This window comes from Prauserella halophila (assembly GCF_024171895.1).
Lineage (GTDB): Bacteria > Actinomycetota > Actinomycetes > Mycobacteriales > Pseudonocardiaceae > Prauserella > Prauserella halophila.
Map to the genome: position 1 here is coordinate 411,353 of NZ_JAMTCQ010000011.1, position 22,201 is coordinate 433,553.

Here is a 22,201-nt window from a genome sequence, read left to right on the forward strand (position 1 = left end):
GTCACGCCACGACCGGTTCGTCGCCGGCCGGTTCGGTGTCATCGCCTGCCGGTTCGGTCTCACCGTCCTGGCCGTCGCGGAACTGTGTCCGGTACAGCTGCGCGTACCGGCCGTCGGCCGCGAGCAGCTCGTCGTGGGTTCCCTGCTCGACGACGCGGCCCTCGTCGACGACACAGATGCGGTCGGCCGCGCGGATCGTGGACAGCCGGTGCGCGATCACGAGGGAGGTACGTCCGGCGAGAGCCTCGCCGAGCGCCTCCGACACCGCGACCTCGGATTCGGAATCCAGGTGCGCCGTCGCCTCGTCGAGTACGACCACGCGCGGCTGTGCCAACAGCAACCGGGCGATCGTCAGCCGCTGCCGTTCGCCTCCCGAGAGCCGGTAGCCACGCTCACCCACCACCGTGTCCAGGCCGTCCGGCAGCGAGTGCACCAGCTCGGTGAGCCGGGCGCGGCCGAGTGCGTGCCAGATGTCGGCGTCGGCGCCTCCGGGGCGCACATACGACAGGTTGGCGCGGATCGTGTCGTGGAACAGGTGCCCGTCCTGCGTCACGACACCGACGGACGATTTGAGCGTGTCGAAACTCAGATCACGCACGTCGACGCCGGAGAGCCGGACCGTGCCGGCGTCGACGTCGTAGAGCCGCGGCACGAGGCTCGCGATCGTCGACTTGCCCGCGCCGGACGAGCCGACCAGCGCAACCATCTCGCCCGCCCCGGCGCGGAAGCTCACGCCGTGCAGCACGTCCTCGCCACCGCGGTGGTCCAGAGCGGCCACGTCCTCGAGCGAGGCCAGCGAGTACGAGTCCGGCGACGGGTAGGCGAATCGCACCCCGTCGAACTCGACGGACACGGCACCGGTGGGCAGTTCCCGCGGCTGCTGCTTCTCGGTAATCATCGGGTCGAGGTCGAGCACCTCGAAGATGCGCTCGAACGACACGAGGGCGGTCATCACGTCGACGCGCACGTTGGCCAGCGCCGTCAGCGGCGTGTACAGCCGGGTGAGCAGCAGCGCGAGCGACACGACCGTGCCCGCGGCCAGTTGCCCGTCGAGTGCGAGCCAGCCGCCCAGGCCGTAGACCAGCGCGAGCGCCAGCGCCGAGACGAGCGTGAGCGTGGTCATGAACCAGCGGGTCAGCATCGCGGTGCGCACTCCGAGGTCGCGCACCCGTCCCGCCCGCTCGGCGAATTCACCCGCCTCCTCGCGCGGCCTGCCGAACAGTTTGACCAGCGTCGCACCGGGTGCCGAGAACCGTTCGGTCATCTGCGTCGTCATCGACGCGTTCTGTTCCGCCGACTCGCGCTGCAGCTCCGCCATCCGCCGGGCGATGCGACGCGCGGGGATCACGAAGATCGGCAGCAGCACCAGTGCCAGCAGCGTCACCTGCCAGGAGAGCGTGACCATCACGGCCACCGACAGCACCAGCTGGATCACGTTCGTCACCAGCCCCGACAACGTCGCGGTGAAGGTGCGCTGGGCGCCGATGACGTCGTTGTTGAGCCTGCTGACCAGCGCGCCGGTGCGGGTCCGGGTGAAGAACGCGATCGGCATGCGCTGGACGTGCTCGAACACGGCACGGCGCAGGTCGAAGATCAGCCCCTCGCCGATGTGGGCCGACTGCCAGCGTTCCGCGAGCCCGACGGCGGCATCGGCGACGGCGAGACCCGCGATCGCGAGTGCCAGCCAGACCACGGCGCTCACGGCGCCGTCCCCGACGATCTGGTCGACCACCCGTCCGGCCAACAGCGGCGTCGACACCGCGATGACCGCGGCGACGACCGTCAGCCCGAGGAAGACCCCCAGGCGTCGCCAGTGCGGCCGGGCGAACGCGGCGACCCGCCGCAGAGTTCCTGTCTGCAGGCCTTTCGGGGCGTCCGCCGCGCGCATCGCACCGTTCATCAGCGACCAGCTGCCGTCCATCACCGCGTCTCCGTCCGCCTTTCCCGTCTGCACCAATGCTCGACATTAATCGAACTATGGTCGGCATATGTCCTGCACAACACCACCGGGAACATGATCCTTCCCGATTCCCGACCCGAATTCCCGGCTGCCTCACCGGCGCTGTGACCTGTCACCTAACCTGACACGCTATGGGCAGCCGCCGCGCCGGGGACTGGATACGCGTGAGCTGGGACGAGGGACCGTCCGGCCGTCCGCTGCGGCTCGACCTCGTGCTCTACGCGCTGTGCATCGGCTACGCCCTCGCCCTGGCGCTCACCGACAAGCACTACGGCTTCCGCGTATGGGCGGGCTTCGCCGTCGCCGCCTACGGGCTGGCCCTCGCCCACACCCTGTGGCTGCGGCTGTCCCCGCGCACGACCGGACGGTGGGCCTCCCGGTGGACCGGCGTCGGTCTCATCGGCGTCGTCGGCATGCTCGCACCGCTCGGCACCCTCCTGGTCCGACGGCTCTCCGGCGGAGACTGGACTCCCGATCCCGGCCGCTGGGCGGCCCAGCCCGAGGTGTGGGTGATCGAACGTTCCGCCGAGCTGCTGACCACGACAGGTACGCCGTACGTCGACGTGACGGCACTCGGCCGCCCGCCCGTCGTCGACGACTACACGCCCTACGGCCCGGTGATGCCGCTGTTCGGGCTGCCGCGGGCGTGGTTCGGCGGCAGCCCGGCCGGGGATCTGCTCACCGACGCCCGGCTGCTGTTCGCGCTCACCGCCGTGGCGTGCGCCTGGGGAGCCTGGCGACTGCTCGGCCGCCCGCGCGTCCCCGTCCGTGCGGCACAGCTCGCCGCGGTGTTTCCGCTGACGGCGCTGACGTGGGCCACGGCAGGTCCGGACCTGGCCGTCGCGGGCCTGCTGATCCTGGGCACGACGCTTGCCGCGGTCGACCGGCCGTTGTGGGCCGCCGGGGTCCTGGCACTGGTCACCAGCGCGAAGCTGATCGTGCTCCCCGCCGCCGTCGTCGTCGGCACCCTCGTGTGCGCGCGTCTGGGCGCGGGCACACTCGTCCGGTTCTGCTGTGTGTTCGCGGGCACCTGCGCCGCCGTGCACCTCCCGGCCCTGCTTGTCGCCCCACGGGACATGATCGAGCACGTCCTGAAATTCCCGGCCGGACTCGGAGCCGTCACATCACCGGCGGCGAGCCCACTGCCGGGGCATCTCATCGCCGCGACCGGCAGTGCGGGCACCGTGATCGCGTTCGTCCTGCTCGGCCTCGCCGCCGTCGCGATGACCGCCTGGCTGCTCGTCCGCCCGCCTGCCGACGGCGCGGACGCCCTGCTCCGCATCGCCGCCGGACTCGGCGCGTTCACACTGCTCACGCCTGCGACGCGATTCGGGTACCTCGTGTATCCGGCCGTACTGCTCGGCGCGATGCTGTGCCTACGCGATTCCACCGGCCTACGCGATTCCACCGGTCGACCCGGCTCCGCGCGTCCGACCCGGCTCCGCGCGTCCGCAGGAACATCCGGCCGGCACCTCCGCGCAGGACGACGACCAGGGTGAGGGCGACGAGGCGCGGAGGTCTGCTACGCCTACTTCGTGACGTGTCTACTTCTTCTTGACGCGCGTGGCGCCGCCACGACCCCGAAGCTGCACACCGGACTCCGACAGCACGCGGTGCACGAACCCGTAGGACCGGCCGGTCGATTCGGCCAGTGAACGGATGCTCGCGCCCTTCTCGTACTTCTTCTTCAGGTCGGCGGCGAGCTTGTCACGCGTGTTTCCGGTGATACGCGCGCCCTTCTTGAGGTCAACCACGTCGATCCACCTTCCGCCTGTTCGTGTTCTGGGCCACATTCGACCCCTGTGGTCGTAATGATCGAACACGTACGGCCGGAATGCCAGACGAGAACGGCAAAACCCGGGACACGCGAGAAAATGTTGCGCCGATCCGGTATTTGTGCACGTCAACTAACGACCGGCAGGCGTTGTGACCACCCGTCAACGACGAGCCGCCGACCACGAAATCCGGCCGGGAACGGCCGCCGGCCGGCGAATGTCGTCACGCCAACTGGACCAGATCCAGATACTCGGCGGACCAATGATCTTCCGTTCCGTCCGGCAGCAGGATCACCCGTTCCGGTTCCAGCGCCTCGACCGCACCCGGATCGTGGGTCACGAGCACGACGGCGCCGGTGTAGCTGTGCAACGCGTCGAGCACCTGCTCACGGCTGGCCGGGTCCAGGTTGTTCGTCGGTTCGTCGAGCAGCAGCACGTTCGCCGCGCTGGACACGAGGCCGGCCAGCGCGAGCCGCGTCTTCTCCCCGCCCGACAGCGTGCCGGTGGGCTGGTCCAGCTGCTCACCGGAGAACAGGAACGAACCCAGCAGCGTGCGCAGCTCTTGCGCTCCCGTGTCCGGCGCGAGGCTGCGGATGTTCTCCCACACCGACGCGTCGTGATCCAGCGTCTCGTGCTCCTGGGCGTAGTAGCCGAGACGCAGCCCGTGACCGGGAACCATCGCGCCGGTGTCGGGCTTTTCCATCCCGCCCAGCAGTCGCAGCAGGGTCGTCTTGCCGGCACCGTTGAGCCCGAGCACGACGACCTTCGAGCCCCGGTCGATGGCCAGGTCGACACCCGTGAAGATCTCCAGCGACCCGTAGGACTTGGACAGCCCCTCGGCGGTGAGCGGGGTCTTGCCGCAGGACGCCGGCGCCGGGAACTTGATCTTCGCGACCTTGTCGGACTGCCGTTCCTCGTCGAGGTTCGACAGCATCTCGTCGGCGCGGCGTGCCATGTTCTTCGCAGCCACGGCCTTGGTCGCCTTCGCACCGAGTTTGGCGGCCTGCTGCTGCAGCGCGCTCGCCTTCTTCTCGGCGTTGGCGCGCTCCCGGCGGCGGCGCTTCTCGTCGGTCGCGCGCGCCTCGTGGTAGCGCTTCCAGTTCATGTTGTAGGCGTCGAGCTCGCCGCGGGTCGCGTCGAGGAACCACACCTTGTTGACGACCTCGTCGAGCAGCTCGACGTCGTGGCTGATCACCACGAGCCCGCCCTCGTGGGCCTTGAGGAACCCGCGCAGCCAGCTGATCGAGTCGGCGTCGAGGTGGTTGGTCGGCTCGTCGAGCAGCAACATGGTGCCGGATTTGCCACCTGCTCCGGATTCGGAGGCGGCGAACAGGATGCGCGCCAGCTCCACTCGCCTGCGCTGTCCGCCCGACAGCGTCTGCAGCGGCTGGTCGAGGATCCGCTCCTCGAGTCCCAGGTTGGCGCAGATGCGTGCGGCTTCGCTCTCGGCGGCGTATCCGCCCAGCGAGGAGAACCGCTCCTCGAGCTTGCCGTAGTTGCGGACGGCCTTGTCCCGCTCGCCCTCGTCGACGAGCTCGGCCATCGCCGTCTGCGCCTTCTCCATGTCGCGCAGGATCTTGTCGAGCCCGCGGGCCGACAGGACGCGGTTCTTGGCCAGTACCGACAGGTCACCCTCGCGCGGGTCCTGGGGCAGGTAGCCGACCTCGCCGCCGACGGTGACGTCGCCCGCATAGGGTTCGCCCTCGCCGGCGAGAACCTTCAGTGTCGTCGTCTTGCCCGCGCCGTTGCGGCCCACGAGGCCGATGCGGTCGCCGGGCTGAACCCGCAGGCTCGTGTCGTCGAGCAGGATGCGCGAACCCGCGCGCAATTGCAGGCCGGTAGCCGTGATCACAGGAACTCCGTGGCGTCGGTTCGGAAGGTGGAGACGTCCGTGCATGCCGCTGCGCGTGCGGCGCGCACACGGGGCGCAGGCGCACGGGCACGGCGCGAGGGTTACTCCAGCAGAACGACCACGGCCCCGAGTGTACGGGGCGCCCGCAACGGGGTTCCGGCCCCGGTGACCACGGTCACCGAGGCGAGGTCACCGGGGCGAGGCCACCGGGGAACGAGGTCACCGGGGCGAGGCCTCCGGCGACGAGGCCACCGGGGCGAGGCCAGACGACGTCACCGGGGCGAGGTCACCGGAGGACGACCTCGACGGCCCGCCCGCGGCGCGCGGCCTCGTCGAGCACGGCCCGGCGGGGTTCGGCCACGTCGAGCACGCGAGGCGAGGCGAGTGCGAACACCGGCTGCAGGCGCGGATCGTCGCGCAGTTCGTCGAGGGCCGCGCGGTCGCCACCGAGCACCACACCGTCCAATTCGGACGCGGCCGCGGCGAGGACGTCCGTGGCATCGTCGGCCGCTGCCCGCAGCGCCTGCCGGGCCTGGCCGTCCCTGCGCCGGGCGAAGCGCTGCTGGGACCATCCGCCCGCGGCGTTGCGGCCGTGCACGAGGTGCCGGTCGGTGCGGGAGACGACCACGTCCGACCCTTCGGCGATGCCGACGCTGTGCGCGCCGAGCCGGACCAGCAGCAGTCCGATCCGCCGTGGGACCCGCACGTGCTCGACGAGTGCGGCCACGTCGAGGCCCTCGCTGTCGCCGAAACCGCCGCTGTCGCCGTAGCCGCCGCTGTCGCCGTAGCCGGGGTCCAGCGGCGGGAACGGCACGTCGACGGTGGCCGTGGTTCCGTCTCCCGCGGTCACGACCACCTGCGTCGGTGTCACGCGGGTCGATGCGGCACCGCCGTTCCGGTCGGCGAACCGGTCGAACCAGCCGGCGAGACGTTCGGGCTCCACCTCGACGGCCTTACCGCCACCGCTGACCTGCCGCACGCGTGCCATGGCGTCACCGTATGCCGCCGTGCCCGGCGTCGCGTGCCGAGGCACCGCGCGGCTGCCCTGGCGTCGGTCGCTTACCCTGGCATCGGTCGTCTGGCGTGGCGCCCATCGTCTCGCGTGGCGTCACGGTCGCCCTGCTGCTCGGCCATGCCGTGACCCGCGCGGCTCGGTCGGTTCTTCAGTGACGGGCTTTTCGGCGCGCAGGTTTTAGTGCGCCGGTTTTGGCGCACGGGTTTTGGCGAGGTGCGATTCTCGGAATCGATCCAATCCCGGGGTTTCGCCTCGCCGGCGGGGGGGGGGAGTGTCAGCGATCTGGTGGGTGGTGGGATCCAGGCGATGCGTCACGTCCTGCCGTCGACCTCAACTGACTCCCGGGTCGTACAGCGGACCGCAACGTGAGCGAACTCAGCCGAAGTGGTGTCGGTGGTCGTAGTCCCAGCCGCGACCGCGTCGTGGCTGGGACTACGACACCCCGCGGCCAACGGTCAACGGCGTCATAGGTGGTGCGGTCGTACCCAACGGGCGGCCCGCACTCGGTAGCGGCGTTCCGATCGCGGTGCGCAATACACCGCGTCGGATTTTGCCCGCTACTGCGAGAAGAACCGGGTCACCACCAGCCTGGGTAGCACCGGCGTGTGCTGGGACAACGCCGCCGCCGAGTCGTTCTTCGCGAGCCTGAAAAACGAGTGCTATCACCGCCGCCGGCACGAGACCCGGGCCCGGGCGCGATTCACCGTCGCCGAGTACATCGAAGTCTTCTACAACCGCAGACGGCTGCACAGCAGCCTCGGCTACCGACCCCAGCCGAAGCCCTACAAGCCCACCACACCCCCGCAACAGCAGCGGCCTAATCAGCAGAAACCAGAGGAACTGTCCAAAATCTTTGACACAGCTCACTCCTTCTTATCATTCATGGAATTGACCTCAGCTCGATCTGACCAGATCTAATCGCATCTCGCAGTGGCCGTGCTGCGACTCAAGCTCGAAGCCGTCGACCAGTTCACCCCCGAAGAACAACAACACGTCGCCGCCCTCCTCGAAGGCGCCCTCCCACGCCACCACGCCCACCAAGCCATCACCAGCCAAGCAAGCTGATCAGGCGATCATGGCACCACCGACAACCTGACCAGTGGCCAGCTCGACCGCGAAGTCGCGTGGTTCGTCGTCATCGGGATCGGCAACTCCTCCGACCCATCCGTCGCTGGCCTCGTCGACACGCAAGCCGTCGATCGCGATGCGCGGGGTCGTCCACAGCACGCCGCTGATGCCGACGGCCGTGATCGCCCACGGGGTCACGAGCAGGAGAACTGCTTCGGCTGCGAGCTCCTCGGCGGCGACCACGGGCCCTGGAGTCAGCACCACATCGAAGCCCTCGGGCTCGAGCACGTCTCCCAGAAAAACCGTGCCGCGTTCAACGACGCATAGACCTGTGGTGCTAGGCGTGCCCAGCAGCGCGCTCAGAGCACGGCGCCCCGGATCAGGACTCGCGAACGTTGCAGTCCATGCAGCCTCTCCCCATGGCTCGACAACGACAGCGGCAGCACGCGACCCAGCCCCCTCAGCCACAAAGGAGTGGTCCGGACTCGCGGCCGGGCAATCCTCGACGGCGACATCGAACTCGGAGACGAGGTGACCATGCGCGATCATCTGTAGCCCGGCATGCAGAAGCGATGCATGATCATCTCGGTGACGCCGCAGCCCTCCATCAGCCGCTGCACGCTGACCTCGGCCTTGAGCCTGCTCCGTTCTATGTCGGGAATCCTCCCCACGGCAAGCCCCTTCCAAGAACCTTACTTCGCTCGCCAAGTTAGACTCAAATCTGCTCTCGCGCGCCAACGACACCCTAAATCACTGCCGACAAAAGCGGGAACGTTCCACCGCCGGTGGCGCATTCTTCGCCGATGAGGTGGTTGGCTTGAATGCCGTCGGGTTGGGCGGCGCCATCCGACCCCAAATCCCTGCAATGCCCCTCATTCTTAAAAAGTTCCTAGCCATGTTGCTCGGTAGCCACGCGCCACTCGGCTTCGAACGTCTCGGCCTCGATCTTCTCGGGGATGAACTCCTCCTGCTCAGAGATTTCCTCGGCCGAGGGCATAAGTGTTTCGGAGAGCTGCGTCGACCCCGTCGCCCGCGTGGCGTCAGCAAAGTCCGCATGGCCGTCTCGATAAATCTCGACCTTCCGGACCTCTTCTCCGTTGAGAATCTCACTCAACAGTGAGACAGGCTCGTCATCAAAATCGTGAATCCAGGCAACACGCAGGTATCTCCTCATCGGTTCGTCCCCGAGGAGGTGAGGCGCCTACTGATGTCGAGCGGAAGTTCCCCCGGGATGACGTAGACACCATCCCTGCCCTTGATCACGTTCAGTCCCCTTACGTCGATCTCCACGTAGTTCTCGAACTGTCGGCCCTGGAAGGGCTGGCCAAGGAAACACCTCGAGAGTTGGGCGCACGTCCTAGTGCCCGGGACGATGTCCGAGACGTACTGACCGTTGCCGTATCTGACATCCTTTGGGTTGACGCTCCGCAACGACGGATTCAGGCGCTTGCTGTCGAGGATGCCCTTCAAACCAGCGTCGTCGGTATAGTGGTACAGCGTCCGTGGACCGGCTCCAGCGTCCGTGCTGAAGCCGTAGGGCTGTCCCCGGGTGTTGCTGATGCTACCGGGCTGGGCGGTGTCGCCGTCCTCGAGGGCGGTGCATTCCCAGCCGGTGCCGTTACGCCGCACCTGCCCACCGGCGGCGCACTCCTCGCCGATCAGGTGGCTGCTCTGCACACCATCGGGCTCGGCGGCACCACCGGGCTGCTGCTGCGGCTGATACGGCTCGTCACCATCGCCGGTCGGGGTGCGCACCCCGAGACGCACCGGCGAAGCACCCTCCGCCGCCTCGATCGCACGCCGCACCGACGGAGCAACCACCGGCCGCTTCGAACTGTCCGGCAACACATGCGGGGTCATGGCGTCGTCGATGACCCGTTGGCGCTGTGCGGCTAGCCATGCTTGGTAGGCCCGCTGGGCTGCCGCGGCGGCGGCCGCAGCAGCGGCCGCGGTCTGGCTACCGCACCATCAGTTCCAACGACGGCGGACCGGCCACGACCTCGATTCGGCCGAAATCACCCTCGATCATGTAGCGATCACCATGAACCTCGAATCGGTCGAACGAGCCGAGATCTTCCTCATCTGAGGCATCGATCGCAGGGACGACGCACCCGCCCACCCACTCACATGCCGTGACCGATGCGAAACATAAGCGGCCACGGCCGTAGCAGTACTGCTCCCCGGCCACGGGCGGCCGGTAATCGGGGTGCGACTCACGAAGGACCACGTCGACATCGAAGGTCAGCCTCCCCTGCCCTGAGTAAATGCCCAGCACCCAGCTGTCCTCGAGATAGACATCCTCGAACCCGGGGATACTCCAGCAGTCGCTCACCGATGTCACCAGTCCCACTCGATCGGTCTGAACGAGGTCGGCCGCTGACGTTGCCGCGGCGAGCTCCGCGCACTACGCAGCAGCACGACCGTCGAACTCGAAATCCCGACGTTCGGAATCGCCCAGCCAGATCAACGAGCTCCGAGCGAGTTCGACCACGGGGAACCCTGGCTCGTCCAAGACGGTCACGCCACCATCGTCCACCACGCGGAGCTGCGCATCCAGGGAGACCAGAAAGTCGGCTCGGGTGGCGCCCCTCCCGTTCAGGCACTCAAGTCGGTAGAGGTGGGTCAGGGTCTGACTCGAGCGAGAGCAACGGCGGCAAACTCTTGTCAAGAACGTTACTTCGCTCGCTAAGATAGGCCTACTTCGCTTCCGCACGTCAACGACACGCTAAGGCGGCACCTATGGTTCGGGCACCAGTCACTCCTCTTTGCACCCCCGGGAGCGAGCCCGCGACCGATACCAACATCTCCGCCCGTCTCAGCACGGCGCGCAAGTCACAGGCCCTTACCCAGCAGCAGCTCGGGCAGGCCGTACGGCCACGTGCCGGCCACCACGCCCACCGAGCCACGACCGGACAAACAAGTTGAGTGCACCCGCGAACCAAGCGTCGACGGTCGGCGTCGTAGACGTCCACTACGACGACCAGGAACAAGCGAAGGTGGCACTGGTCGTCTGCCGAGACATGACCTTCTCAACGATCGTGTCCGAGCACGTCGCCGACATCGTCCGAACCGAGCCATACGAGCCGGGCAAGCTCTACAAGCGCGAACTCCCGTGCATCCGAACGGTTCGAGCTCTCGGCCCGCAACTTGAGCTCCTGGTCGTCGATGGGTACGCGACCCTTGACCCCCAAGGCCGGCCAGGGCTCGGAGCGTATGCCGCGGACGCCTTCGGCATTCCCGTCATCGGCGCCGCCAAGACGCCCTTCCGCACCGCCACACACGCAGCCGAAGTGATCCGGGGCTCGGCGACCAGACCCGTGTACGTCACTGCTGCCGGAGGTCTTGAAATCGACGAGGCGGCACGAATCGTTGCGGCGATGGCGGGGCCATATCGACTTCCAACCGTGCTTGCGAAGGCAGACAACCTCGCCCGTGGACGCGTTCGACCGAACATCGATCGCCAGATCACTTGACCTTCGAGACCCACGGACCTTCGCAGCAAGGGAAATCAGTGCTTGCTGCACCTTCTTACTGCGGAATTTTCTCCACGATCGCTGTGCACCGTGCAACCGGCGACGCTGCCTCCGCGGCGGGCGACGGTCGATTCCAACGCATCGAGGGCGAGTTGGGAGGTCATCCGGTCGCCGATGGAGTAGCCCACTATCCGGCTCGACCACGCGTCCTTGATCGCGCACAGGTAGAGCGTGCCCTCACTGGTGGCATGTTGGTGATGTCGGTCAGCCACAGGCGATTCGGCCTGTCAGTGGTGAACTCGCGGCGCACCAGATCCTCGTGCGCCGGCGCGGCGGGCCGACGCTTGCGGCCGCGGCGTTTCGTGCCGAACACGCACCACCACTGGTTGTCCGAGCAGATCTTCCACACCGTCCGGTCCGGCACTGCGATGCCCGTGGCGGTGGCCTCGTCGTGCACCAGGCGGTAGCCGAACTCGGGATCCTCGCGGTGAGCGTCGAAGACCGCGTTCGCCACATAGGCCTCGTCGTACTCGGCGTCGGTGACCGGCCTGCGCAGCCGGGCGTAGTAGTGCTGGCGGTGGAGCGGGCGTGTCAGATGGGTTGTGTACGAGATCAGATTTGATGGAGTGCGCCCATGGCAACGAATGGTCCGGAGGCACGTGCGGCCGGGGAGTCGTCGCCGGCACGGGATGCGGTCAACGAGATATGGGGTGTACCAAGGATCTTGGACAGGGCCTCTCGGCTGAGAGGATGTGTCCGTGCCGGAGAAGCGTCGGAAGTTCAGTCCGCAGTTCAAGGCCGAGGCGGTCCAGCTGGTCGTGACGACCGGCCGGAATCAACCGCGAACTGCCGCCCGAGCCAGTCATAACCGAACGGGCATACCCGTGCGACGTACTCCGGGAACGCCTCCGAGATCAGCTTCAGCACCCGCACCCCAGACGCGTCGTCATGGACCCGGTAGAGGCCACCACCGAAGGTCGCGCCGGCGAACTCCACAGCGAAGTCCAGATACCCCTCAACACCCATGAGCCGCTCGTGCTGCCACATCTGTCCCGCCAGGACGACGTCTCCGAGCGGCGCATACGCGGCACGGAAACATCCAAACATCAGAATCCCCTCAACAGATGCTTACGGCCGTCACGCACGTGCCCGGTTCAACGCCTCGGAGCTGTCACCCGATCTGCGATCCGAGACTCCGGTTCACCGACATGTCCAGCGGGCTCATGTTCGCGATCTCGTCGAGGCCACCGAGCTGAAGGTCAATGGTGTGATCGATGTCGGCTCCGCGCGGAACCGTGCCACCAGCACTGCGGTACCGCATCAGGAGGTCCGGGCGAGCCACGCCACCTCCCCGAGGTTGGGGTCGCGGCCGAGGGCACGCCAAGCTGACATGGCGTACCCAACCGTCTCACCGGTCACCCACGGTTCGAATGAACCGGTGTACTCGTCGAGGGTTCCAAGTGCCGTGTCGCCAGCGACCAGCGCCTCCAGAACCGCCGTCGCAACTGTCCTCACTTGATCGTCAGACGCGTCGGGGAGCGCCCGCCGAATGTGCCACGGAAGTACCCACAGACCCACGTAATCGTCGTCGAGCTCCCGGTGGATCAGTATCGCCACCGAAGCCGCCACGGTCAGAACGCTGGTCATGGGTTCTACTTCAACTTCCTGATGTCGAGGCCCGGGATGTTGACGTCGATCGTGGCGGCCGTATTCGGACTGCGCGACATTTCCCTGCGCAGTTGGACGAACCCTCCTCCGCTGGGCAGCTCCACGCGCGTCAGTTTCGATGTCTGAGCGACGACCGCGCCGCCGTGGCTGAGCTGTTGGAACATCGCCTGAGCTTCGCCGAGGCCACCGGTGATCTCGCGGATTGTGTCGTCGGTTCCGGCCTTGCCAATCGTCACCCCACCCGGCCGAAGTATGTCGCCAACCGATGACGCACCGTCGGTTGCGGCTTCGCTGGTGCCCGTGTTGAAGCCGTAGGGCCGGTCTCCGGCGCGGCTGATGCTACCGGGTTCGGTGGCGCCGGTGTCGATGGTGGTGCATTCCCAGCCGGTGCCGTTCCGTTGGACCTGTCCGCCGGTGGCGCATTCGTCGCCGATGAGGTGGTTGGTTTGGATGCCGTCGGGTTCGGCGGCACCATCGGTCTGCTGTTGTGGTTGGTACGGGTCGGTGTCGTTGGCGGTGGGGTTGAGGCCCCTGAGCCCCACCACCGGTGCGGCCTCAACCACCTCTCAACCCTTGAATTCCGATGAATGCGAGGATGGGCGACCTCTCCGGACTCGCGCACAGCAGCCTCGTATCAAAGGGAAGGCTGCCAGACTGCCAGGTCACCGCCCGGCATCGAGACGATCAGCAGACCGTGCGGGCCCACGACATTCCACGATTCGTAGTCCTCGCAGGCGGCCACCAACACCCGCCAGTCGTCGACGAAGGGCAGCTCCAATCTTCCATCCTCACGACCCGCCTCCCCAGTGTCGCTTCACGACTGCCCGATCCTTCGGGCACGCTGCAAGCCGCGTTCCGTCAAGCGCAGCCAGAAGCCGTCACCCATTGGCCTCCAGTCGAGCCGGTTCAGGTCGGCCTCCGATCGCGCGAGCCATCCGTTCGGCTGCGGCCAGTCGTCGAATCCGGACTCGCCGAGGTCGCCTGGAACCATGAGGTACTCGGAGTAGACACGCTCGAGGACACGAAGAGTCCTACTCTTCGCCACTGGTGTGATCGCTCCTTCCGTGCAGAGCCACACCACGTCATGCAGTGACACCCAGTCTCCGAGCCCGGAGGCCAAGAGCTCAGCCACGACCTGATCGTCAGTCACCATGTCGCACCATCTTGAAGGTGCACCGTGCGCTGTCGCCCCTTCACAGGGAAGATGTCAATGCTTGGGCCGCCCGTACGCGAGCTCGTCCGCCATTGGAAGGTGCCGCCATCGGGGAGCCGATACACGTTCGGCACGCTCGGTCCTCGGGCAGGAAGCCGTTCTGCTCCCACGATCCACGAATCGAAGGTCATTTGAAGCTCCCCCTTGGAGCCGACAGTGCGAACGTGACTGTTCCGCCCTGGCCCGAGACCGCGGAACGAGTCCAGAACCTGATCCGTGCTGCGCGCTGGCCCAGCGACCCTTCCTGCGTTTACGGCTCCAGCGTCCGTGTGGAAGCCGTAGGGCTGGTCGCCTTGGCTGCCGCTGATGGTACCGGGTTCGGCGGTGTCTCCGCCTTCGAGGGCGGTGCATTCCCAGCCGGTGCCGTTACGCCGCACCTGCCCACCGGCGGCACACTCCTCGCCCAACAGGTGGCTGCTCTGCACACCATCGGGCTCGGCGGCACCACCGGGCTGCTGCTGCGGCTGATACGGCTCATCACCATCACCGGTCGGAGTGAGCACCCCGAGACGCACCGGCGAAGCACCCTCCGCCGCCTCGATCGCACGCCGCACCGACGGAGCAACCACCGGCCGCTTCGAGCTGTCCGGTAATGCGTGCGACGTCATCGCATCATCGATCACCCGCTGACGCCGCACCACCAACCACGCCCGATAAGCCCGCCCGGCAGCCGCCACCGCAGCAGCCCGGCCACCACCCGAATCGCCCAACCAGGCACCACGGCCATCAGGATCAGCACCCGGCGAAAAAGTCCAGTTCTGCCCCGGATTCGACGGCGGCCGCCCATTCGGCCCCGAACCCTGCGACGACAACAGCTCCTCGAACTGATCACCAACATGGCCCGCCCACCGCCTGGCGCCCTTCCACAACTCCCGGCCGGTGCCCTTCCACCACTTCCCGGCAGTGTCGTTCCACCAGTCCTTGAGAGAGCGCCGCGGCGGCCGATGATTCGGAGTCGGGGCGGGCGACGGGTCGGTCGTCGCATCCGAACGCCACGACTCGACCCGATCCGCCACATGCGGAGCCGCCACCAACGCCCCCGCAACCACAGTCGCACCCCCGACCGCTTTCGCGGCCGTACCGAGACTGATACCGATCCCGATCGCCGTGCACACACCGAAACACCGACCAGTCGGATCGGTCCGCCCCAGCGGGTCACCACCCACATAGGCATAGCGGTTCGCGTTACCGACGTCGCGGGGATCCAGGCCGGTGGTGTCGCGGGAGGCGAACGTGCCCGCATCGGGCTGATACCACCGGACACCCATGTTCACGTTGCCCGATTCCGGGTCGGTGTACTGGTGCTGATAGCCCAGACCGGGCTCGGCACCCTCACCGGCAGTTTGCTGCCCGAACGGACCGTAAGTGCGCGATCCGGCCAACTGCCCGTTCGCCGGATCGAACAACCCCACCAGGTCCGTGTGCTGATCCGTCCACGCCACACTCGTCGAGCCGTCACCAGATCCCACACCCAGCACATCCCCGCCCGGGGTGTAGGTGTAGGAATCCGTCCCGTCACCCGTGACCGCGATACCCGACCCCGCATACGACAACGTCGCATCACCGGCCGAGACCAACCGGCCCAGCCCGTCGTACGCGTAGTCGGTGGGCCCATCGGCGGCCAGCTCGTCGAACGCGTTGAACTGCACCTGCGTGGTCTCGCCACCGCTCGTGCGCGACGTCAGCGTGCCCCGCGGGGTGTATGCGTAACTCGTGCCGTCCTTGGACACCAGCCGGTTACGGGCGTCGAACGTCGCCTCGACCGCCCCGTCGCGCACGACATTGCCCGCCGCGTCCCAGCCGTAGGCGTGCGCACCGTCACCGTCGTCGAACGACGTCAGCCGCCCTGCCCGGTCATAGGCATAGGTGTTGTCCGCCGCACCCGCGACGCCCGTGGTGGTTTTCGACGTGAGCCGGTCGGCCTTGTCGTAGCCGTAGGCGATCGACGCGGTCACGGTGCCGTCCGGCGCCGTGACCTCGTCCGAGGTCAACCGGCCCAGGCCGTCGTAACCGAACGCCCGCGACGCCCGGCCGTCGCCGTACCCGGCCGAGGTCACCCGCCCGGCTTCGTCGTAGCCGTAGGACACGCTCGTCCCGGTCAGCGGATCCGTCGCCGACGCCAGCCTGCCCGCACCGTCGTAGCCGAACGTCGCCGTGCCTGCCTGCGTCGTCGCACTCACCTGACGGCCGTCGTCGTCCCAGGCATAGCTCGACGAGCCCGACGGTCCGGTCGCCGAGACGAGATTGCCGCGATCGTCGTACTCGAACTCGTCCGTACCGCCAGGTGCGGACACACTCGTCAACCGGCCGGCCGTGTCGTAGGTGAACGTCCGGTCCGGCGTCACCGCCGACGCCCCGCTGCCGACCTGCTTGGTCAGGTTGCCCAACGGGTCGTAATTGTTGGACACCGTCACCCCACCCGGCTTCACGAGCCGGGCCAGTCGCCCGTTCAGCCCGTAGACCGCGGTGTAGGTGCGATCGGCCGCGTCCGGGGTCTGCGCGGTAGCCGGTTCGACAGTGGACTCCGGCAGGCCCCACGCGTTGACGGTGAACACCGTCGCATGCCCGTTCCCGTCGGTGGCGCGCGTGACGTTCCCCGCCGCGTCGTAGCCATAGCTCCGGGTCGTCGACTCACCCTCGGCCACCGGCCGAGTCATCGACCGCAGCCGGTCGAGCGCGTCGTACGTGCGGGTGGTGGTGTGGCCCAGCGCGTCGGTGACACCGATCCGGTTGCCCGCCCGGTCGTAGTCGACAGTGCGCTTCCGCTGTTGCTCACCGGCGGCGTTCGTGTCCGATGCGGACACCCGGCGGCCGGCGAGATCGTAGTCGTAACGCGTCGCCCGCCCCGTCGGGTCCGTGGCGGTGAGCTGATTGCCCGCTCCGTCGAACGTGGCTGTGGTGGTGTTTCCCAGCCCGTCGGTGCTCGACAGCCGGTTGCCCGCGTCGTCCCAGGTGGCCTTGGTGACCACTCCCGACGGACTGGTCACCGTCGCCGGGTTGCCCAACTCGTCGTAGGTGTAACGGGTCGTCAGATTCCGCGTGGGTTCCGGGACACGCTCCACCACCGCTCGCTGCCATCTGTGTGGGTGTGCGTGGTGGCAATCAAGCCGCCACGAGTGACGGCCTCACTTCCCGGCGCGGAGAATCCGATCAGGACGAGTCGCGAGAATCACACTATTCCGGAATTCTAACAATCCGGAACAGGTTCTCCACAATTCAAGGAATCCGGCGGACCGGCGGCGTCACAGCACGAACGAGTCCGACCACGGCTGACCGCCGCGGCCGGTGATGGCCTCGAGCATGGTCGCCGCCTGCGCATCGGTCAGTGAGGCGACGAAGTCGACCACCGCGCGGCCACGCGCGAGCCCGCGCACGGCGTCGGCACCTTCGACCCGCTCCCCTGTCGCACCGACCAGCAGATCCGGGGCCTCGCGCACCAGCCGGCCGTACTCCGCACTCGCCAGCGCCACCAGGTCGTGCAGTTTGCGAGGAAGCCTGCCCGCCTCGTCGCGGTCACCGAGCCAGCTGTCGAGCGCGTCCACAAGGGACGTCAACAGCGCTGCCTGGCCACGCTGGTGCAAGGCGAAGTCCGGCCGCTGCAACACGAACTGCCGGTGCACGAACTTCAGCACCTGCACCTCGTGCCACTGCGCCTGCCGCAGCGTCACGTGCCCGCTGCGGGTCGTCGGCGACGGCGTGACGACCACACCGTCGGCCAGCCGCGCCGTCCAGCCTGCCGAGAACGTCGCCATCGCCTGTTCGGCCTCGACCGAGCCGTCGAACGGGCTCGCCAGCAGGCCGTCGACCAGCTGGTGCTGGACCCGCGCCACCGCAGCGGCGAACACCGCGTCGTCGGCGATCCACGCATCCTTGGCCTGCAACCGCCGCCGCAGCCCCTCCAGCGACCGGCCGGGGCGACCGTGGACCTCGCGCAGCGTCTCGTCCGAGAGCGCAGCGAACGCGCCCGACTCCGAGAGCCACCGGCCCAGCTCGGTCGCGACCGAGGCGTGCTGCAGCACCCCGATCCGGTGGAAATCCTGCAGATCATGGATCGCGTAGGCAATGTCGTCGGCGAGGTCCATGACCGACGCCTCGACGGTCTGCTGCCACGGCTCGACCAGCCCGGCGAACGGCGCCCGGGCCTGGTCGACGTCGTCGAGTTCGGTGACGTATGCCGAGAACTTCGCCGATCCGGTACCCGGCTCCTCCCCCTCGGCAGCGCCCCGGGGCGGCTCGTCCATCGTCGCCGGGTGCGGTTCGGGACGATGCAGCCGAAGCCACGGATACTTCAGCAGCGCGGCACGGGTGGCCGCGGTGAGGTTCAGCCCCTCCGGCGTCGGCCCGCCCACCTCCGTGGTCGTCACGATGCGGAACGTCTGCGCGTTGCCCTCGAAACCGTCGGACAGGCCGTACCGGCGCCGGGCGATGCGGTCGAGCACCTGTTCACCGAGGTGCCCGAACGGCGGATGCCCGAGGTCGTGGCCGAGCGCGGCGGCCTCCGCCACGTCCGGGTCGCAACCGCCGAGCTTGCCGACGACCGAGCCCGCCTCGGCGTCGGCACCGAGCCGTTCCGCGATCGCCCGCGCCACCTGCGCGACCTTGAGACTGTGGGTGAGCCGGTTGTGGAGCAGCCCCGACCCGCCGGTGCTGACGACCTGGGTCACGCCCGACAACCGGGCGAAGAACGGTGAGCCGGCGATGCGGTCCCGGTCGATCCGGAACGGAATGCTCACCAGGTCCGCGAAGCCTCCCGCCTCCGCCTCGGCGTTCCGTCGTGTCGTGCGCGCGGTGTCCACAGCTCCCATGCGCGACACACTATGCGACCCGCCGTGCCCCCGTGGGCGGGTCGGCCCACCCCGGGCCGGTTCCTCCGGCCGACACGAACAACCCGCCCGAACCGCGACAACCGAGGCGGTGACCCACGTCTCGTTTCCCACGTATGCCCAGTTCATGCACTTGCGACTGACTGATGTGCCAGTCAGCCTCTTGCGATCACCGCAAGAGGCTGACTACGGTCCGGCGCCATGGCCGAGACGGATGGACTGCATGACCGCATCCGGGGACTGCTCCCCGCCAAAGCGGGCGCGCAGCGAGAGTTCGGGGCGGCGATCGGACTCGACGAGACGAAACTGTCCAAATCGCTCAAGGGAACCCGCAGGTTCTCCCCCCACGAACTCGTCCGGATCGCCGAACACTCCGGGGTGACGGTGAACTGGCTGCTCAACGGCAGCGACGACGCCGCGACCGTCACCGCGGTGCCCGCCCCGTCGGCGAGCTCCACACAGGACGGTCCGCAACCGGAGACCCGCAGGAGAATCCTGGAAACCGCGTGGGAACTCATCGCCGAACGTGGCTACCACCACGTGCGCATCGCCGACATCGCCAAGGCGTGCGGCCAGAGCACGGCGAGCATCCATTACCACTTCCCCACCAAGAAGGCCGTGCTCACCGAAGCATTGCGACGCAACGTGAAGCTTGCGTTCGACCGGCAGGTCGCCGAGCTGCACACGATCGACAACGCCTACGAGCGGCTGCTGCGGCTCGTCGAGTTGCAGCTGCCCACCGACGGACTGCTCCGCGACGAGTGGTCCGTGTGGCTGCAGGTGTGGAACGAGTCCGCGCTCAACCCCGAGATGCGCGGACTCTACTGGGACTCCTACGACCGGTGGTTCCACACGATCGCCATGACCATCCGACGCGGCCAGGAACAGGGCGTCTTCGCCGAACGGAACCCCGACGCGATCACCACCCAGCTGAGCGCGCTCGTCGACGGGCTCGGCATCCAGGTGCTCACCGGCAAACCGGGGAGTTCGGTCGAGGCCATGCGCGAGCACCTGAAGGACTTCATCGACCGCACCATCGCCGGAAAAGGAATGTGAATCCCTCCATGCGAGACAAGATCATCGTCACCGCCGCGCTGACCGGCGCGGGTGACACGGTGGGCAAGAGCGAGCACGTTCCGGTCTCGCCGGAACAGATCGCCGCCGACGCCGTCGCCGCCGCCGACGCGGGCGCCGCCGTCGTCCACATCCACGTACGCGACATCGAGACCGGCCAGGGTTCCCGCGACGTCCCGCTGTACCGCGAGGCCGTCCGCCGCATCCGCGAGTCCGGTGTCGACGTCGTCGTCAACCTGACCGCCGGTATGGGCGGCGACCTGTTCCTGGACGAGGAGGACCCGCTCAAGCCCGTCGACGGCACCGACCTCGTCAACGCCACCGACCGGCTGCCGCACGTCGAGGAGCTCCTGCCCGACATCTGCACCCAGGACTGCGGGTCGCTGAACTTCGGCGAGGGCAGCCAGCTCTACGTCTCCACCCCCGACATGCTGCGCACCGGACTGAAACGGATCCAGGAACTCGGAGTCAAGCCCGAGCTGGAGATCTTCGACACCGGCCAGCTCTGGCTGGCCACGACGCTGATCGAGGAAGGCCTGATCGACGCGCCACCGCTGTTCCAGCTGTGCATGGGCATCCCGTACGGCGCGCCAGCGAACCCGGAGCTGCTGCAAACGATGGTCAACATGCTGCCCGAGGGATCCCAGTGGGCCTCGTTCGCGATCGGGCGCAACCAGCTGCCATGGGTGGCACAGTCGGCGCTGCTCGGCGGCCACGTGCGCGTCGGTCTCGAGGACAACCTGTACCTCTCCAAGGGGGTCAAGGCCACCAATGCCCGGCTGGTCGAGCGCGCCGTGAACATCGTCGAAAGCCTCGGCGGCACCACCGCCACGCCGGACGAGGCACGGGCACAACTGAACCTGAAGGGAGCCGGCCGTGGCTGACACTCCGACCGACACCGACTCCATCGGCATCACCACCGTCGCCTGTGTCGGCGCGGGCGTCATCGGCGGCGGCTGGGCCGCCCACTTCCTCGCCCGCGGCTACCGGGTTCAGGCCTGGGACCCGGCGCCCGACGCCGAGGCGAGGCTGCGCCGGGTCGTGGCGGGCGCCTGGCCCGCGCTGACCGAACTGGGCCTCGCCGAAGGCGCATCCCAGGACAACCTGACCGTGCCGCCGACGCTCGCCGAGGCCGTCGACGGCGCCGAATTCGTCCAGGAGAGCGCGCCGGAGGACCTCGACCTCAAGCGCAGGCTGCTGGCCGACATCGACACCGTCACCCCGCCGGACGTGGTCATCGCCTCGTCCACCTCGGGCTTTCCGATGAGCGACATGGCCACGGCCGCCGCGAATCCCGCGCGACTCGTCGTCGGCCACCCGTTCAACCCGCCGTACCTCATCCCGCTCGTCGAGGTCGTCGGCGGCGAGAAGTCCGAGCGCTGGGCCGTCGAGCAGGCGAGCGCGTTCTACCGCCACGTCGGCAAGTCCGTCATCACCATGGACCACGAACTGCCGGGCTTCATCGCCAACCGGCTGCAGGAAGCGCTCTGGCGCGAAGCCCTGCACATGGTCGCCGAGCGCGAAGCGACCGTCGAGCAGATCGACACCGCCATCACCGACGGTCCCGGGCTGCGCTGGCCGGTCCACGGCCCGTGCCTGACGTTCCACCTCGCGGGCGGCGAGGGCGGCATGGCGCACATGCTGGACCACTTCGGACCGTCGCTCGAGGCGCCGTGGACCCGGTTGACCGCGCCCGACCTCACGAAACAGCTGCGCGACGACATGGTCGACGGCTGCGAGTCCGAGGCCGACGGCCGGAGCATCGCGGAGCTCGTCGCCGAGCGGGACCGGGCCGTCATCGCCGTGCAGCGCGCCGTCGCCGAGTCCCGGGGACGCACCGATGGCTGACGTTCTCGAGTACCACGACCGGGTCCGCGACGACTGGATCGACTACAACGGTCACCTCAGCGAGCCGTTCTACGTCATGGTGTTCGGTTTCGCCACGACCGGCCTGATGGACCACGTCGGTCTCGACGAGACCTACCGCACCGAGACCGGGTGCTCGCTCTACACCGTCGAGGCACACGTCCGGTACCTGCGTGAGGTCGGCCCCGGTGCCGACCTCCACGTCACGACGTTCGTGACATCGGTCGACGCCAAGAAGGCCGTGCTGTGCCACGAACTCCGTGTCGGCGGCGAACTCGTCGCCACCGAGGAGCTGACGGCGATCCACGTCGCCGACGAGGGGGCCGCGCCGTTCCCGGATCACGTGGCGGACAAGCTCCGCCGCCTGCTCCGGCCGGCGCCGGAGTACGCGGGGAGAGCGATCCGCTCGTAACC

At 68.1% G+C, this 22,201-nt stretch carries 25 protein-coding genes and 2 pseudogenes; 7 read left to right on the top strand and 20 right to left on the bottom strand.

Annotated features, from left to right (window positions below):
• Nucleotide 1: 1 nt before the first annotated feature.
• Entirely contained in the window at nucleotides 2-1,921 is a 1,920-nt protein-coding gene (locus LY41_RS16765) for an ABC transporter ATP-binding protein (protein ID WP_253865069.1), read from the bottom strand.
• 170 nt (nucleotides 1,922-2,091) lie between these two features.
• Between LY41_RS16765 and LY41_RS16770 the strand changes: the two genes are divergently transcribed.
• The gene (locus LY41_RS16770) at nucleotides 2,092-3,459 is read left to right on the top strand and encodes a glycosyltransferase 87 family protein (protein WP_253864965.1); all 1,368 of its coding nucleotides are present in this window, start codon (nucleotides 2,092-2,094) and stop codon (nucleotides 3,457-3,459) included.
• 45 nt (nucleotides 3,460-3,504) lie between these two features.
• Here LY41_RS16770 and LY41_RS16775 read toward each other — a convergent pair whose 3' ends face one another.
• The 3 genes from LY41_RS16775 to LY41_RS16785 all read right to left on the bottom strand — a co-directional run bounded on the left by LY41_RS16775 (nucleotide 3,505) and on the right by LY41_RS16785 (nucleotide 6,575).
• Entirely contained in the window at nucleotides 3,505-3,714 is a 210-nt protein-coding gene (locus tag LY41_RS16775; RefSeq protein WP_030530550.1) for a helix-turn-helix domain-containing protein, read from the bottom strand.
• 244 nt (nucleotides 3,715-3,958) lie between these two features.
• Complete coding sequence (locus tag LY41_RS16780; RefSeq protein WP_253864966.1) at nucleotides 3,959-5,587, bottom strand: ABC-F family ATP-binding cassette domain-containing protein; 1,629 nt, start codon at nucleotides 5,585-5,587, stop codon at nucleotides 3,959-3,961.
• 286 nt (nucleotides 5,588-5,873) lie between these two features.
• Complete coding sequence (locus LY41_RS16785) at nucleotides 5,874-6,575, bottom strand: acVLRF1 family peptidyl-tRNA hydrolase (protein WP_253864967.1); 702 nt, start codon at nucleotides 6,573-6,575, stop codon at nucleotides 5,874-5,876.
• A gap of 543 nt (nucleotides 6,576-7,118) precedes the next feature.
• Here LY41_RS16785 and LY41_RS16790 point away from each other — a divergent pair.
• Nucleotides 7,119-7,370: pseudogene (locus LY41_RS16790) on the top strand (integrase core domain-containing protein); the annotation flags it as partial.
• Between the two features lie 126 nt (nucleotides 7,371-7,496).
• Here the strand turns inward: LY41_RS16790 and LY41_RS16795 are convergent.
• From LY41_RS16795 to LY41_RS16815, 6 genes are all read right to left on the bottom strand, one after another.
• The gene (locus LY41_RS16795; protein WP_253864968.1) at nucleotides 7,497-7,640 is read right to left on the bottom strand and encodes a hypothetical protein; all 144 of its coding nucleotides are present in this window, start codon (nucleotides 7,638-7,640) and stop codon (nucleotides 7,497-7,499) included.
• Nucleotides 7,641-7,667: 27 nt separating this feature from the next.
• A complete protein-coding gene (locus tag LY41_RS16800; protein ID WP_253864969.1) occupies nucleotides 7,668-7,958 on the bottom strand; it encodes a hypothetical protein in 291 nt (96 codons plus the stop codon).
• 257 nt (nucleotides 7,959-8,215) lie between these two features.
• Nucleotides 8,216-8,341 carry a hypothetical protein gene (locus LY41_RS23675; RefSeq protein WP_301297172.1) on the bottom strand — a complete coding sequence of 42 codons (126 nt, stop codon included), beginning with the start codon at nucleotides 8,339-8,341 and terminating at the stop codon, nucleotides 8,216-8,218.
• A 218-nt stretch (nucleotides 8,342-8,559) separates the two neighbouring features.
• Complete coding sequence (locus tag LY41_RS16805) at nucleotides 8,560-8,844, bottom strand: DUF6881 domain-containing protein (protein WP_253864970.1); 285 nt, start codon at nucleotides 8,842-8,844, stop codon at nucleotides 8,560-8,562.
• The gene (locus LY41_RS16810; RefSeq protein ID WP_253864971.1) at nucleotides 8,841-9,437 is read right to left on the bottom strand and encodes an HYD1 signature containing ADP-ribosyltransferase family protein; all 597 of its coding nucleotides are present in this window, start codon (nucleotides 9,435-9,437) and stop codon (nucleotides 8,841-8,843) included. The genes LY41_RS16805 and LY41_RS16810 overlap by 4 nt, the downstream gene beginning before the upstream one ends.
• Nucleotides 9,438-9,627: 190 nt before the next feature.
• The gene (locus LY41_RS16815; protein ID WP_253864972.1) at nucleotides 9,628-10,011 is read right to left on the bottom strand and encodes a hypothetical protein; all 384 of its coding nucleotides are present in this window, start codon (nucleotides 10,009-10,011) and stop codon (nucleotides 9,628-9,630) included.
• A 580-nt stretch (nucleotides 10,012-10,591) separates the two neighbouring features.
• Here LY41_RS16815 and LY41_RS16820 point away from each other — a divergent pair.
• The gene (locus LY41_RS16820; RefSeq protein ID WP_253864973.1) at nucleotides 10,592-11,143 is read left to right on the top strand and encodes an endonuclease V; all 552 of its coding nucleotides are present in this window, start codon (nucleotides 10,592-10,594) and stop codon (nucleotides 11,141-11,143) included.
• Between the two features lie 35 nt (nucleotides 11,144-11,178).
• Here the strand turns inward: LY41_RS16820 and LY41_RS24105 are convergent, their stop codons facing one another.
• From LY41_RS24105 to LY41_RS16865, 10 genes and pseudogenes are all read right to left on the bottom strand, one after another.
• Nucleotides 11,179-11,415: a DDE-type integrase/transposase/recombinase gene (locus LY41_RS24105; protein ID WP_372493300.1), complete on the bottom strand. Its 237-nt coding sequence runs from the start codon at nucleotides 11,413-11,415 to the stop codon at nucleotides 11,179-11,181.
• Nucleotides 11,331-11,657, bottom strand: coding sequence for a hypothetical protein (locus tag LY41_RS16825; RefSeq protein ID WP_253864974.1), 327 nt, complete (start codon nucleotides 11,655-11,657; stop codon nucleotides 11,331-11,333). Before LY41_RS16825 ends, LY41_RS24105 begins: the two co-directional genes overlap by 85 nt.
• A gap of 278 nt (nucleotides 11,658-11,935) precedes the next feature.
• Nucleotides 11,936-12,250, bottom strand: a complete 315-nt coding sequence (locus LY41_RS16830; RefSeq protein WP_253864975.1) for a hypothetical protein — start codon at nucleotides 12,248-12,250, stop codon at nucleotides 11,936-11,938.
• Nucleotides 12,251-12,314: 64 nt separating this feature from the next.
• Nucleotides 12,315-12,485 (bottom strand): hypothetical protein, encoded by a 171-nt coding sequence (locus LY41_RS16835; RefSeq protein WP_253864976.1) that lies wholly within the window; start codon nucleotides 12,483-12,485, stop codon nucleotides 12,315-12,317.
• Nucleotides 12,464-12,790, bottom strand: a complete 327-nt coding sequence (locus LY41_RS16840) for a hypothetical protein (protein ID WP_253864977.1) — start codon at nucleotides 12,788-12,790, stop codon at nucleotides 12,464-12,466. Before LY41_RS16840 ends, LY41_RS16835 begins: the two co-directional genes overlap by 22 nt.
• A gap of 5 nt (nucleotides 12,791-12,795) precedes the next feature.
• Nucleotides 12,796-13,374 carry a hypothetical protein gene (locus tag LY41_RS16845; RefSeq protein WP_253864978.1) on the bottom strand — a complete coding sequence of 193 codons (579 nt, stop codon included), beginning with the start codon at nucleotides 13,372-13,374 and terminating at the stop codon, nucleotides 12,796-12,798.
• A gap of 71 nt (nucleotides 13,375-13,445) precedes the next feature.
• Nucleotides 13,446-13,592: pseudogene (locus tag LY41_RS16850) on the bottom strand (DUF6188 family protein); the annotation flags it as partial.
• Nucleotides 13,593-13,625: 33 nt separating this feature from the next.
• Complete coding sequence (locus LY41_RS16855; RefSeq protein ID WP_253864980.1) at nucleotides 13,626-13,856, bottom strand: hypothetical protein; 231 nt, start codon at nucleotides 13,854-13,856, stop codon at nucleotides 13,626-13,628.
• A 101-nt stretch (nucleotides 13,857-13,957) separates the two neighbouring features.
• Nucleotides 13,958-17,086 carry an RHS repeat-associated core domain-containing protein gene (locus LY41_RS16860; protein WP_253864981.1) on the bottom strand — a complete coding sequence of 1,043 codons (3,129 nt, stop codon included), beginning with the start codon at nucleotides 17,084-17,086 and terminating at the stop codon, nucleotides 13,958-13,960.
• A 180-nt stretch (nucleotides 17,087-17,266) separates the two neighbouring features.
• On the bottom strand, nucleotides 17,267-18,829 hold the full coding sequence (locus LY41_RS16865; protein ID WP_253864982.1) for a deoxyguanosinetriphosphate triphosphohydrolase family protein: 1,563 nt from the start codon (nucleotides 18,827-18,829) through the stop codon (nucleotides 17,267-17,269).
• A gap of 219 nt (nucleotides 18,830-19,048) precedes the next feature.
• Here LY41_RS16865 and LY41_RS16870 point away from each other — a divergent pair, with 219 nt between their 5' ends.
• The 4 genes from LY41_RS16870 to LY41_RS16885 are packed head-to-tail and all read left to right on the top strand — an operon-like array spanning nucleotide 19,049 to nucleotide 22,199.
• Complete coding sequence (locus LY41_RS16870) at nucleotides 19,049-19,903, top strand: TetR/AcrR family transcriptional regulator (protein ID WP_253864983.1); 855 nt, start codon at nucleotides 19,049-19,051, stop codon at nucleotides 19,901-19,903.
• Nucleotides 19,904-19,911: 8 nt separating this feature from the next.
• Complete coding sequence (locus tag LY41_RS16875; protein ID WP_253864984.1) at nucleotides 19,912-20,805, top strand: beta-keto acid cleavage family enzyme; 894 nt, start codon at nucleotides 19,912-19,914, stop codon at nucleotides 20,803-20,805.
• Complete coding sequence (locus tag LY41_RS16880) at nucleotides 20,798-21,769, top strand: 3-hydroxyacyl-CoA dehydrogenase NAD-binding domain-containing protein (protein WP_253864985.1); 972 nt, start codon at nucleotides 20,798-20,800, stop codon at nucleotides 21,767-21,769. The genes LY41_RS16875 and LY41_RS16880 overlap by 8 nt, the downstream gene beginning before the upstream one ends.
• Entirely contained in the window at nucleotides 21,762-22,199 is a 438-nt protein-coding gene (locus LY41_RS16885) for a thioesterase family protein (protein WP_253864986.1), read from the top strand. Before LY41_RS16880 ends, LY41_RS16885 begins: the two co-directional genes overlap by 8 nt.
• The last annotated feature ends 2 nt before the right edge of the window (nucleotides 22,200-22,201 follow it).